10 protein-coding genes are annotated in these 12,799 nt (G+C 70.2%); all 10 read left to right on the top strand.

Going from position 1 to position 12,799, the window contains the following annotated elements; all coding sequences use genetic code 11:
- The first annotated feature begins 1 nt into the window (after position 1).
- The 10 genes from AQJ67_RS08040 to AQJ67_RS07995 all read left to right on the top strand — a co-directional run bounded on the left by AQJ67_RS08040 (position 2) and on the right by AQJ67_RS07995 (position 12,784).
- Positions 2-1,219, top strand: a complete 1,218-nt coding sequence (locus AQJ67_RS08040; protein ID WP_062717340.1) for an aminotransferase class V-fold PLP-dependent enzyme — start codon at positions 2-4, stop codon at positions 1,217-1,219.
- 94 nt (positions 1,220-1,313) lie between these two features.
- Positions 1,314-2,099, top strand: coding sequence for a class I SAM-dependent methyltransferase (locus tag AQJ67_RS08035; protein WP_062717524.1), 786 nt, complete (start codon positions 1,314-1,316; stop codon positions 2,097-2,099).
- 170 nt (positions 2,100-2,269) lie between these two features.
- Positions 2,270-3,397, top strand: a complete 1,128-nt coding sequence (locus AQJ67_RS08030) for a GNAT family N-acetyltransferase (protein ID WP_062717339.1) — start codon at positions 2,270-2,272, stop codon at positions 3,395-3,397.
- A gap of 183 nt (positions 3,398-3,580) precedes the next feature.
- Positions 3,581-4,810, top strand: a complete 1,230-nt coding sequence (locus tag AQJ67_RS08025; RefSeq protein ID WP_062717338.1) for a DegT/DnrJ/EryC1/StrS family aminotransferase — start codon at positions 3,581-3,583, stop codon at positions 4,808-4,810.
- Positions 4,811-4,912: 102 nt separating this feature from the next.
- On the top strand, positions 4,913-6,649 hold the full coding sequence (gene polX, locus AQJ67_RS08020; protein ID WP_062717337.1) for a DNA polymerase/3'-5' exonuclease PolX: 1,737 nt from the start codon (positions 4,913-4,915) through the stop codon (positions 6,647-6,649).
- A gap of 197 nt (positions 6,650-6,846) precedes the next feature.
- Positions 6,847-8,130 (top strand): ABC transporter substrate-binding protein, encoded by a 1,284-nt coding sequence (locus AQJ67_RS08015; protein ID WP_062717336.1) that lies wholly within the window; start codon positions 6,847-6,849, stop codon positions 8,128-8,130.
- A 6-nt stretch (positions 8,131-8,136) separates the two neighbouring features.
- The gene (locus AQJ67_RS08010; RefSeq protein WP_062717335.1) at positions 8,137-9,045 is read left to right on the top strand and encodes a carbohydrate ABC transporter permease; all 909 of its coding nucleotides are present in this window, start codon (positions 8,137-8,139) and stop codon (positions 9,043-9,045) included.
- Complete coding sequence (locus AQJ67_RS49085) at positions 9,045-9,980, top strand: carbohydrate ABC transporter permease (RefSeq protein ID WP_079055824.1); 936 nt, start codon at positions 9,045-9,047, stop codon at positions 9,978-9,980. Before AQJ67_RS08010 ends, AQJ67_RS49085 begins: the two co-directional genes overlap by 1 nt.
- Entirely contained in the window at positions 9,977-12,505 is a 2,529-nt protein-coding gene (locus tag AQJ67_RS08000; protein WP_062717334.1) for a beta-galactosidase, read from the top strand. Before AQJ67_RS49085 ends, AQJ67_RS08000 begins: the two co-directional genes overlap by 4 nt.
- A gap of 12 nt (positions 12,506-12,517) precedes the next feature.
- Complete coding sequence (locus AQJ67_RS07995) at positions 12,518-12,784, top strand: MarR family transcriptional regulator (protein ID WP_062717333.1); 267 nt, start codon at positions 12,518-12,520, stop codon at positions 12,782-12,784.
- Positions 12,785-12,799 lie beyond the last annotated feature (15 nt).

Raw genomic sequence — 12,799 nt, 5'->3', positions numbered from 1 at the left:
CATGACCACACCCGGGACCGACACCCAAGAGACGGACGCCATCGCGGAGTTGGGGGAGTGGCAGCGGACCCTGCGCGCCCACTTCCCGATCATCACCGCCCACCCGGAACTGGCCTATCTGGACAGCGCGGCCACCGCCCAGAAACCGCAGTCCGTGCTCGACGCCGTCCACACCTACCTCACCACCACCAACGCCAACGCCGGCCGCGGCACCTACCCCTGGGCCAACCGGACCACGGACCTGGTCGAGCAGGCCCGCGACCGGGTGAAGCGGTTCCTCGACGACCCCGCTCCCGACCGCTCGACCGTCCACTTCACGAGCGGCACCACCGAGGGCCTGCGCGCCGTCGCCCGCGACTGGCTGCCGGGGCTCCTCGCCGACGGGGACGAGATCGTCGTCCCCGTCGCCGACCACGAGGCCAACATCGCGCCCTGGCTGGAGGCCCGACGGCACCTGGCGGCGCGGGGCGTCCACATCCGCGTACGGCCGATGCCGTACCAGCGGTCGTCCGGCGACTACGACCACACCGCGCTCGCGGAACTCGCGGGCCCGCGCACCCGCTTCGTCGCCGTCAGCCACGTCCACCACGTGTACGGCGGCAACATGAACGTCCACCGCATCCGCCGGGCGGTCGGCCCGGACGCGGTGATCTGTCTGGACGCCGCCCAGAGCGTCGGACATCTGCCCGTGTCCGTCGCCGACCTCGACGTCGACCTCGTGGTCTTCTCCGGGCACAAGGCCATGGCCCTGCCCGGCACGGGAGCCGTCTGGGCCCGCCAGTCACGCGGACCGCGCTTCGCGCCGGGCGGCTGGTCGGGCACCCCCAACACCGTCGGCATCGCCTCCCTCACCGCCGCCCTGGACTGGCTGGACACCGCCGGGACCGACCGGATCGAGCGGTGGACCCTCGCCCTGACGGCCCGGCTCACCGAGGGCCTGCGCCACCTCGACGCGTACGAGATCCTCGGCTGCCAGAAGAGCCTGGCCGCCGACTCGTCCGTGCAGCGACGCCAGGGCATCGTCACCTTCCGCCACAACGCCGTCGACTCCGGGGACCTCGGCTTCATCCTCTTCAGCCACGGCTTCATGGTCCGCTCCGACCAGCACTGCCAGGGCGGCGCGGGGGAGCGGACCGGCTCGGTGCGGGTGAGCCTGCACGTCCACAACACCCCTGAGGAGATCGACCGGTTGCTGGACGTCCTCGCCACGCTCGGGTGACGTACCGCCATTAGAGGGAATGGGAACCGTTTCCACCTGTAGGGTCTGGCGCAGACGGTGCGGACAGGTACGGAACGGCGAGGTGCACGACGGGATGGGGCTGAGCCTGGCGACGGCGGAGCGATGGGTGGAGCGCTGGGAGCGTCAGCAGCAGCGGTACGCCGTCGACCGCGAGGAGCGTTTCACGGTGATCGCCGATGTGGTGGAGCAGTCCGTGGCCGGCCTCCCGGGCCGACCGTCCGTCGTCGACCTCGGCTGCGGCCCCGGCTCCCTGGCTGCCCGGCTCGCCCGCAGGATGCCGTACGCCGACATCGTGGCCGTGGACATGGACCCGCTGCTGCTGGAGCTGGCCCGCACCCACCACGCGGACGCGGCCCGCTACGTCGACGTGACGATCGGCGCGCGGGACTGGACCCACGCCCTGGGCCTGGACCGCCCGTTGGACGCCGCCGTGTCGACGACGGCACTGCACTACCTGGACCCGGACGCCCTGTACCGCACCTACCGGCAGCTCGCGGGCCTGCTGCGCCCCGGGGGCGTGCTCGTCAACGGCGACCACTTCCCGCACGACGACGCCGCGCTCGCCGGACTGGCCGGGTGCGTCGGCCGCCGGCACGCCGAACGCGGTCAGGCCCTGGCGCACGAGGACTGGGCGTCCTGGTGGGCGGCCGTCGCGCAGGACCCGGAGCTGACCGACCTGCTCGCGGAGCGCCGACGCCGGCAGGCGGCCGTCACCGGCAGCGGCACGGGCACCGGTACCGGCGGCGCCCCCTGCCTGTCCGTGTCCACGCACGAACGGCTCCTGCGGCAGGCGGGATTCAGGCACGTCGGCGCCGTCTGGCAGTACGGCGACAGTCACGTCCTCGTCGCGATCCGCTGACCGGACCGGGACCGCGCGTTACCAAGCACAGCTAAAGGATTCATCATCCACCTTGACAGTGTGCGTGCTGTTTCGCGACGTTTGAGCTCGCCACAAAGTTCGACATGGGGGAAACAGTGGCGAGGCGCCCAAAAAGCGTCTCTTGGGGGACTTTGGGGGGAGCGGTCGCCATGCGATCCACGCACGCCATCACGATTCACAGACCCGAGGAACTGGACGAGTCGCTGCGCCGGGCGTGGCACCGGGCCATGGACGAGTCGCCCGACTACGCCAACCCCTTCCTCGCGCCGGAGTTCGCGACCGGGGTCGGCAGACACCGCCGCGGCGCGCAGGTGGCGGTCCTGCACGAGAACGGGGAGGCCGTCGGCTTCCTCCCGTACGAGCGGGGCCCGCTCGGCGTCGGCCGGGCCATCGGCCTCGGTCTCTCCGACTGCCAGGCCCTGGTGCACCGGCCGGGCGTCACCTGGGACACCCGGGAACTGCTGCGGGCCTGCGGGCTGTCCGTGTTCGAGTTCGATCACCTCGTCGAGGAGCAGAAGCCGTTCGGCCCGTACGTCACGGGGACGTTCGCCTCTCCCGTGCTCGACCTGAAGCCCGGCGAGGGCAGTTACGCCGAGTGGCTGCGCGCCACCTACCCCGGGCAGGCCAAGACGACGCTGAAGAAGGAGCGGCGCCTGGGCCGTGACGTGGGCGAGGTGCGCTTCGTGTACGACGAACGCGATCCGCGCATGCTGCGCACCCTCATGCGCTGGAAGTCCGCCCAGTACCGCAGAACGGGGCGGATGGACCGGTTCTCCAAGCCCTGGATCGTCGACCTGGTGGACCATCTGTTCCAGGTCCGCGAGGAGCACTTCACCGGCATCCTGTCCGTGGTCTACGCCGGGGACCGGCCGGTCGCCGCGCACTTCGGGCCGAGGTCGCGCACGGTCTTCGCGGCCTGGTTCACCGCGTACGACCCCGACTTCGGCTACTACTCGCCCGGACTGATGATGCATTTACGGCTGGCCGACGCCGCCGGCCGCGACGGCGTCACGCTCATGGACATGGGGCGCGGCGAGAAGGAGTACAAGGACTGGCTCAAGACCCGTGAGCTGCGGGTGGCCGAGGGGTTCGCGATACGCCCGCACCCGGTGGCGGCGGCGCACCGGCTGTGGCGCAGACCGGTGCGCGGCCTGAGAAACACCGTCCTGGCCCACCCCGGACTGCGCGAGCCCGCCGACCGGCTGCTGAAGACCGTCGGCACCCTGCGCACCTCGGGCCTGGCTCACTCGGGCGAAGCGGGAGCCCGCGCCCGCTGAACAGACGGGGCTGCCTCCGCCCGTCCTTCCAGTTCTCCGTCCTTCACGCGCGGCGGTGTCGTTCCGCCATGCCCGCCCTCGCGGTCCCCGTCACCCCGAGCGGCGTCCTCGAACGACGTTCGCGAACGCGCACAGCCCGCACGGGGCGAACCTTCGTCGGACCCTGCCACGGAAGAGGTGACCATGCCGTACGGATCGCGGCTCGCCGCGATGATGACACGGCGCATCGGACGCGAATGCGTCTACACGCCCTCAGCCCGACTGGCCCTCTACCTGGCGCTGCGCCGCTGGTGCCGGCCGGGCGCACGGATCCTGATGTCCCCGGTGAACGACGACGTGATCCTCTTCGTCGTCCTCGCGGCCGGCCTGCGCCCCGTCCAGGCCCCCGTCTCCCCCTGGGACGGCAACATCGACCCGGCCGCCGTACCGGAGTCCACCTGGCGCGACGTGGACGCCGTCCTGACGACGAACCTGTACGGCTTGCCCGACCGGGTGGTCCAACTGCGCCGTCGCTGCGACGAGTTGGGGATCCCCCTGTTCGAGGACGCGGCCCACGCCATCGGCACGCATGTGGACGGGCAGCCGATCGGCACCTTCGGGAAGGCCGCGGCCTTCAGTCTGTCCAAGCACGTCGCCGGCATGGCCGGCGGCTTCCTCGCCGTCGACGACGCACGAACCCGGCGCGAGCTGGAACTGCTGCGCGACGACCTGCTCACCGCACGCCGCCTCCGCGACGACCTCGCCACCACACTCCGCCCCCTGGCCCGCTCCACCGTCCGCACCCTGCACCTGGTACGCCCCGTCTGGCGCACCATGCAGCGCCTCGGCCTGCTGGAACGCGACGACTTCCGCATGGCCCTGCACGCCCCCCGCCTCGCCGGCAGCGCCCGCCACGCCCCGAGCCTGGCGGCGTACGAGCCCTGGGTACGGGTCGACCTGCACGGCTTCCGCTCCCGCCACGGCGCCCTGGTCCGCGGGCAGTTGGAGCTACGGATGTCCCTGCTCGACGGCGATCTCGCCCGACGCAGGGCCGGCGTCTCGCTGCTGTCCGGCACCACCTGGGCCACCCCGGCCCTGCGCGGTCGCACCGGCGACGGCCCGCCGTGCCTGTTCCGGGTCCCGCTGCTGGTCAACGACCGCGATGCCCTGGTGGAACGTCTGGTCGACCACGGCATAGTCACCGGTTACATCTACGACCCGCCCCTCGACGACTACGCGGGCCCCGAGTTCGCCGAACCGTCTCCCGCACCGGAGGCGGCCCGCTGGTTCGCGTCCCACACATTGCCGGCCGACCCGTTGACGGCCCGCAGGATCGCGGCCGCCCTGACAAAGGAAGGCGCAACCCCGGCCCACCCACCGACCTGGCGCAACGGAGAACGGTTCGACCACGCCCCCAAAGGGGCGCGGGCCTGAATCGACATGCGGCTCCGCCGCGTGGGCGCGACCAGCCACAAAGCACCCGCAGACGATCAACAACACATCGCGGCACCCCCCTCCCCCGCCTACCCTGAAACCGTGGCCCGGTCCAACGACGAGGTCGCCGCGCTGCTCCAGGAGTACGCGGACCTGATCTCCATCACCGGAGGAGACGCGTTCAGGACGCGTACCTACGAAAAGGCCGCCCGGTCGGTCGGCGGCTATCACGCCGACGTCTCCACGCTCGACGCCAAGGGGCTCCAGGAGATTCCCAACGTCGGCAAGTCGACCGCCCAGAAGATCATCGAATACTTCTCCACCGGCAAGGTCTCCGCCGTCGAGGAACTGCGCGCGAAGATCCCCGCCGGCGTCCGGCAGCTGACCGCTATCCCGACGCTGGGCCCGAAGAAAGCCCTGGTCATCTACGAAGAGCTGGGCATCTCCACGACCGGGGAACTGGCGGACGCCATCCACGAGGAACGGCTGCGCGACCTGAAGGGCTTCGGGCCGAAGACCGAGGAGAACATCCTGCACGGCATCGGCCTGCTCCAGTCCTCCGGCGACCGTGTCCTGATCGACGTCGCCATGAGCCTCGCCGAGGACATCGTCGCCGAGATGTCGCAGGTCACCGGCTGTAAGCGCTGCTCCTACGCCGGCTCGCTGCGCCGCGTCCGCGAGACCGTCGGCGACATCGACATCCTCGTCGCCGCGACGAAGCCGGAGCCGGTCATGCGGGCCTTCACCGAGCTGCCGTACGTCGCGGAGGTCATCGCGCACGGCGCTAAGAAGACGTCGATTCGCACCAGCAAGGGCCTCCAGGTCGACCTGCGGGTCGTGCCGCCGGACTCCTGGGGCGCGGCGATGCAGTACTTCACCGGCTCGAAGGCGCACAACATCCGCACCCGGGAGATGGCCGTCCACCAGAAGCTCAAGCTCTCCGAGTACGGGCTCTTCGACACCGAGACCGGCAAGAAGATCGTCTCCCGGACCGAGGAAGAGGTGTACGCCCGTCTCGGCCTGCCCTGGATTGCGCCCACCCTGCGCGAGGACCGGGGCGAGATCGAGGCCGGACTGCGCGGCGAGCTGCCCGAGCTGATCCAGGAGCAGGACATCCGGGGCGACCTGCACACCCACACCGACCTCACCGACGGGCTCGCCCCGCTGGAGGAGATGGTCGCCGCGGCCGCCGAGCGCGGCTACGCCTACTACGCGGTCACCGACCACGGACCCGACATGGCCATGCAGCGCATGACCGACGAACGGATCCTGGCCCAGCGCGAACGCGTCCGTGAGCTCGACGGGGCGTACGGCAAACGGGGCAAGCGCGCCGGCATGCGGCTGCTGCACGGCGCCGAGCTGAACATCGGGCCCGACGGCGACGTGGACTGGCCGCCGGAGTTCCTCGCCGGCTTCGACCTGTGCGTGGCCTCGGTGCACTCCCACTTCAACCAGGGGCGTGACGCACTGACCCGGCGGATCGTCCGGGCCTGCGAGAACCCGCACGTCCACATCATCGGCCACCCCACCACCCGCCTCCTCGGCAAGCGCCCCGGCATCGACGTCGACCTCGACGCCGTCTTCGCCGCCTGCGCCCGCACCGGCACCGCTCTGGAGGTCAACTCCCATCCGGACCGGCTCGACCTGCGCGACGAGGACATCCTGCGAGCGAGGCGGCACGGCGTGAAGTTGGCGGTTGACAGCGACGCCCACGCCGTCGTCCACCTGGCCAACCTGCGCTACGGCGTCGGCACGGCACAGCGCGGCTGGCTCACCAAGGATGACGTGATCAACACCTGGCCACTGACCCGGCTGCGGCGCTTCCTGGACAAGGGCTGACCTTCGCCGACGGGTTCCGGAGGGCGTCGCGGGCGGTCCGCTCCCGCTCGTGGGCGAGTCGTGCAGGTTGAAATTCGTAGGAATCAAGGTCTTGTAGCGAGATTTGACGAGGGTTAATTTAACCGTCACTCGAAGCCGGGCCCGGGCTCCCGAGGGCTGTTCCCCGCGTGTTCGCCTTTTCACCGAGGAGTCGTGCCATGCCAGTAGACAAGGTCCAGATGTCGCGCCGAGGGTTTCTCGGTCTCGGAGCAGCGGCCGGCGTCGTGACGCTCACCGCGTGCGGTTCCGGCAGCGGGAGTTCGAGCGGGCCGCTCGTCATGACCGTCTGGGGCGGCGACGCCGACCGCAAGACGTACCAGAAGCGCATCGACCTGCTGGTGAAGAAGTACCCGGAGCTGAAGGTCAAGCTCCAGCTGATCCCCAGCGACGCGTACGCGCAGAAGGTGCAGACGATGATCGCGGGCGGCAGCGGCCCGGACATCATGCAGGTCGCCGAGAGCGTCAACACCTACTCCAGCAAGAACCAGCTCCTGCCCCTGGACGACCTCGCCAAGAAGGCCGGCCTCGACACCGCCAAGCGGTTCGGCCCGGTCGGCTCCATCTACACGTACGAGGACAAGCTGTACGCGATCCCGGACCGCTCCGGCGCGATCACCGTGTACTACAACAAGGACCTGTACGAGAAGAAGGGCATCAAGGCCCCCACCGCCGAGTGGACCTGGGACGACGCGCTGGACGCCTTCAAGGAGCTCACCGTCCCGGGCAAGCAGTGGGGGTACACCGGCGCCGAGTGGTTCCCGCAGTGGTGGAGCCTCGCGTACCAGAACGGCGGCACCATCATCGACGCGAACGGCCGCCCCGCCGTCGACAGCGACGAGGTCGTCGAGGCCCTGCAGTGGGCCGGCGACCTGGTCTTCAAGCACAAGGTGGCGCCCAGCAAGGCGGACTACGCCGACATGGGCTCCGAGGTCGGCGGCGACCAGGCCTTCCCGATGCAGAAGTGCGCCACGCACGCCAACGGCTTCTGGGTGACCGCCGGTCTGACGGACGCCAAGTTCGCGTGGGACATCGCGCCGATCTGGCGCGGCAAGAAGCAGGCCGTGTCCGCGTTCGGCAGCGGCCTGGCCATCTCCCGCACCAGCCAGCAGCGCGACAACGCCTTCAAGGCGATCGACTTCCTCACCTCGGACGCGGCGCAGCGGCAGATCATCGACGACGGCGAGGACGTACCAGCAAGCCTCGCGGTGCAGCAGAGCGAGGCGTTCCTCAAGCCCGCGTGGATGAAGTCGGACGTCAACATGGGCGCGTTCGCCGAGTCCAGCGACTTCATCTTCCGTGCGCCGTTCATCCCCGAGTGGAACGAGATGATATCGGCCATCGACTCCGGTCTCGCCGATTTCTGGCTCGGCAAGGAGAGCGCCAAGAAGGCGCTGACCGCCCTCCAGAAGGACCTCGAGTCCCTCATCAAGTCCGCGGGATGACCGGCGATGGCGACCACCACCACGCGGCGGCGCCGAGAGGCGCTCTGGTTCTATCTGTTCGTCTCGCCGTGGGTGATCGGGTTCCTGGTCTTCCTGTTCGGACCGATGATCGCGTCGGTCTACTACTCGATGACCGACTGGGACTCGTTCACCGCACCCGCCTGGGTCGGACTCCAGAACTACGTCACGCTGCTCACGGACGACCCCAGGTTCTGGCGGACGCTGTGGCACACCTTCTACTACGCGGCGGTCTCCGTCCCGCTCGGTCTGGTGCTCGGCCTGTGGCTGGCGAATCTGCTCAACAAGCAGGTACGCGCCAGGAAACTGCTGCGCACCCTGATCTATCTGCCGACCCTGGTGCCGCTCGTCGCCACGGCGATGATCTTCCGTCAGGTACTCGCCCCGAACGGCCCGCTCAATGACTCCCTCGGCCTGTTCGGCGTCTCGGGACCGGCCTGGCTGCTCGACGGCGACTGGGCGATCCCCGCGCTGGTCGTGATGTCGGCATGGAGCGCGGGTGCCGCGACGGTGCTGCTGCTCGCCGCCATGAAGGGCATCCCGAGGGAGCTGTACGAGGCGGCCGAGGTCGACGGCGCGGGCGCGGTGCGGCAGTTCTGGAGCATCACACTGCCGCACCTGACCCCGATCATCTTCTTCAACCTGATCATGGGGATGATCGGCGCCTTCCAGGTCTTCGCCCAGGTGTACATCCTGGTGCCGAAGGGCAAACTGCGCGCGGCCTACGACGGGGCCGAGACGATGGTGCCGTACCTGTTCGACGAGGCCTTCGGCAACTACCACATGGGCTACGCCTCGGCGATCTCCTGGCTGCTGTTCCTCGTGGTCCTCGTCTTCACACTGATCGCATTCCGCACCGCCCGGCGCTGGGTGTTCTACGAAACCGAGGTGAAGTGATGACCGGCCTCCTGACCACCCCGGCGCCGCAGCGGACGAAGGGAAACGGGCCGCAACGCAAGGCCCGAGGGGGACCGGGCCCCGGCACGGTGCGGGCGTTCCGGGCCACCCCGTTCACCTACGCGACGCTGATCGTCGTGGCGGCGATCCTCACCATGCCGCTGGTGTTCGTCGGCTCCATCGCGCTCTCCAGCGACGCGACGGTGAACACCAACTCCTTCACCCTGTTCCCGACCGAGTTCCACTGGGAGAACTTCACCCGGGTCTTCGGATCCGAACTGCCGATGGGCCGCTTCCTGATCAACTCCGTGATCATCTCGCTCTGTTCGGTCGCCGGGCAGATGCTCTCCAGCGGACTGGTCGGCTACGCCTTCGCCCGGCTGCGGGCCCCCGGCAAGAACGCGCTGTTCCTGATCGTCATCGCCACCATGATGATCCCGACGCAGATCACGATGATCCCGCAGTTCATCCTCTTCCGGGACCTGGGCTGGGTGAACAGCTATCTGCCGCTGATCGTGCCGAACTTCTTCTCCAACGCCTTCAACGTCTTCCTGGTACGGCAGTTCGTCTCCCGGCTGCCCAGCCAGCTCGACGAGGCGGCCATGGTCGACGGCCTCGGCTTCTTCGGCATCTACCGGCGGATCATGCTGCCGATGCTGTGGCCGGTGCTGATCGCGATCGGCATCTTCACCCTGACCCACACCTGGGGCGACTTCATGGGCCCCCTGATCTATCTGAACGACGAGTCCAAGATGCCGCTGTCCCTGGGCATCCAGTACATCACCAGCACCTCCGCGGCGGGCCAGTCACCGGCGTGGAACCTGGTCATGGTCGGCTCGGTCCTGCTCGCCCTGCCCATGATCATCGTCTACTACCTGGGCCAGAAGTACCTGTACGAGATGGACATCAGCGGCGGAAGCGCGGGAGTGAAGTGACCACCATCCACGTAGACGGCCAGGGCATATGGATCGACGGCCGTCCCCGCACCCTGCTGTGCGCGTCCCTGTTCTACTTCCGCCTCCCCCGGGAGCAGTGGCGCGAGCGGCTCGCCCAGGTCCGGGCGTCGGGGTACCAGTGCGTCGACGTCTATCTCCCTTGGAACTTCCACGAGTTGGCGCCCGGCCGCTGGTCCTTCGAGGGCCGCCGGGACGTCGCCGCCTTCCTGGACCTCGCGCGGGAGGAGGGCCTGTACGTCATCGCGCGGCCGGGCCCGTACATCTGCTCCGAGTGGGACGGCGGCGCGTTGCCCGCATGGCTGGGCCTGGACCCGGAACTGAGGGTCCGCCAGAACGAGCCCCGCTTTCTGGAGCAGGTCACCGCGTGGTTCGACCAGGTGCTGCCGTTGCTGGCGGAGCGCCAGTACGGGGCGGGCGGTTCGGTGATCATGGTGCAGTTGGAGAACGAACTGGACTTCTTCGACTGCGCGGACCGCACCGGCTATGTGACCGCCCTGCGCGACACGGCACTTCGGCACGGCATCACGGTGCCGCTCATCGCCTGCTCCGGACAGGGCGACCTCGCGGGCGCCACGGGCGAGGCGGACGGAGTCGTACCGGCCTGCAACTTCTACCCGGACGACGACTCCCCGGACATCGAGGCCGAGGTGCGCCGTTACGCGGCTCTGGTCGCCGAGCGCGGCGTGCCGCTGCTGGTCACCGAGACCAACCGGCGCCACCGGACGCTGCGGCGGCTGCTGGCGAGCGGCGCCAAGCTGATCGCCCCCTATCTCCAGTCGTCCGGCTGGAACTTCGGGTACACCCCGTCGAGCGGCAACTGGGGGCGGCCCGGCAACTTCATGAGCCACGGCTACGACTTCGGCGGATACGTCACCTCGACCGGCCTGGAGCGCCCGGAGTACGCCGAGGCGCAGGTGCTGGCCCGGGTCGTGGAGACATGGGGTCCCCGACTTGCCCTGGCGCCAACGGTGTCGTACGCCGAACTCGACTGTGACTTCCCGACGAGCTCGCAGCCCTCGGCGCTGGAGCTGGACGGGGGCGGCCGGCTGGTGGCCGTACCGCATCTGGGCGGTGCGTCCGGCACGGCGGTCGTCGACGGCGTGCCGGTCGAGGTCGCTGCGGGGTCGTGCCCGCTGATGGCGGTGGACGTGCCGCTCACCGGCGCCACCCTGAACCTCGCCTCGGCGGACCTGGTGGCGCGGGCGGACGGGGTGTTGGTGTTCTCCTCCGATGTGCCGGTCACCGTCGTACTGGACGGGACGCGGACCGACATCCCGGTGCCCGGGCGGGAGACCCTGGCCGGGACCACGCTCGTGGTGCTGCCGTCGGCCGAGGCCGCGCGACTGCGGTCGGTCGACCCCGACGGCACGGTGCACCTCGCCGACGCGCCGCAGCGGCCCCCGAAGGCCGCCCGGACCGCCGTGCGCGAGGTGCGGCGACGGACCGACGCGGCTCCCGAGAAGCCGGCCGGGCTGCACACGCTGCCGCCCACGCTGGAGTCGCTCGGGGTGTACCGGGGCCGCGGCACCTACCGGACCAGCACGGATCTGACGGACGTCGACGCCCTGCTGCTCACTGACGCGGCGGACATCGTCGACCTGGCGGTGGCGGGCCGGACACACCCGCCGATCGCGGGATTCGGCGCGGCGCGGCGCATCGATGTGCGGGACGTGACGGGCAGTGTCGCGATCGAGGCCGTCGTGGAGATCTGGGGCCACGCCAACTTCGACGACGCCCGTCTGCCCGCGCTCCGCCTCGGCGCGCTGCGGGGCCTCGGCACCCTCTGGAAGGTCCGGGACACCACCGACGTCTCGGCCCTGTGGACGGTGCACGGCCACTGGTCCGGGACACCCGCGCCCACCCGGGTCCTCGGCGGCTGGAGCAGCACCCGCGTCGCGGCGCCGGTCACCTACACCCGTACCGTCCACGCGCCCACCCCGTCGGCGCTGCGTCTGCGCGGGGTCGTCGAACCGCTGCGGGTGAGCGTGGACGACGGGGAGCCGCAGACCGTCCACACCGAGAACCCCTGGGTGCTGCTGACCGCCGGCACCCACCAGGTCTCGGTCACGCTGCCGCACCACCCGAGCGGACCCGGCCTGCGCGCCGAACTCCTCGCCCTGGACGCCGTACGGGAGTGGTCGTGCGCGGTGCAGGACGACGCGTTGCTGACCGCGTTCGCCGCCGGCTCCGGCCGTACGGCGGAGGTAAGGCTTCCGCTGGTGCTGAAACCGGGGGAGGAGGCATGGCTCGACGTCGACCTGCCGGCCTCGCCGGACGGCTGTCTGATCCGGCTGGACGCCACGCAGGTCCGGGTGACCGGATGGGCCGGCGGAGAGTGCGTGGGACGCGTCTGGTTGGGCGACCGGCCCGACTTCTCGGGCGGGGACCCCGACGCGCTCTGGGTACCGCCGAACTGGCCGGGCCTGACCCTGCTCGCGCAGGGTATCGAGGGGCGTGGGACGCCGGAGATCCGTACGCTCTGGCTGGAGGGACCGACCGACTGAGGGGGAGCACCGGTGGCCCGGCACACGGCCCGAGACGTCCGCGGCGAGAACCGTTTCGAGGTGCTGCACGCGCTGTTCGACCTCGGACCGTCCTCCCGCCAGGAACTCGCCCGGCACACGGGCCTCAGCCAGGCCACCGTGACGACGCTGGTCGGCGGATTCCTGGCGGAGGGCGTGCCGCACATCGCCGCCGTGGAGCGCCACGCCGTCGCCCCTCGGCCGTTGGTGATCTTCGTCCCGTTTGAGTGCCCGCCCGGCAGGGGAGCGTGCCGGGGGTGAGCCGAGCCGAACGGT

This window comes from Streptomyces caeruleatus, assembly GCF_001514235.1.
GTDB lineage: Bacteria > Actinomycetota > Actinomycetes > Streptomycetales > Streptomycetaceae > Streptomyces > Streptomyces caeruleatus.
This window is presented reverse-complemented; position numbering and strand designations above follow the sequence as displayed.

Bases quoted from the DNA above. Each gene is read 5' to 3' on its own strand.
- AQJ67_RS08040 (WP_062717340.1), top strand. From the start codon at position 2: ATGACCACACCCGGGACCGACACCCAAGAGACGGACGCCATCGCGGAG.
- AQJ67_RS08035 (WP_062717524.1), top strand. From the start codon at position 1,314: ATGGGGCTGAGCCTGGCGACGGCGGAGCGATGGGTGGAGCGCTGGGAG.
- AQJ67_RS08030 (WP_062717339.1), top strand. From the start codon at position 2,270: ATGCGATCCACGCACGCCATCACGATTCACAGACCCGAGGAACTGGAC.
- AQJ67_RS08025 (WP_062717338.1), top strand. From the start codon at position 3,581: ATGCCGTACGGATCGCGGCTCGCCGCGATGATGACACGGCGCATCGGA.
- AQJ67_RS08015 (WP_062717336.1), top strand. From the start codon at position 6,847: ATGCCAGTAGACAAGGTCCAGATGTCGCGCCGAGGGTTTCTCGGTCTC.
- AQJ67_RS08010 (WP_062717335.1), top strand. From the start codon at position 8,137: ATGGCGACCACCACCACGCGGCGGCGCCGAGAGGCGCTCTGGTTCTAT.
- AQJ67_RS49085 (WP_079055824.1), top strand. From the start codon at position 9,045: ATGACCGGCCTCCTGACCACCCCGGCGCCGCAGCGGACGAAGGGAAAC.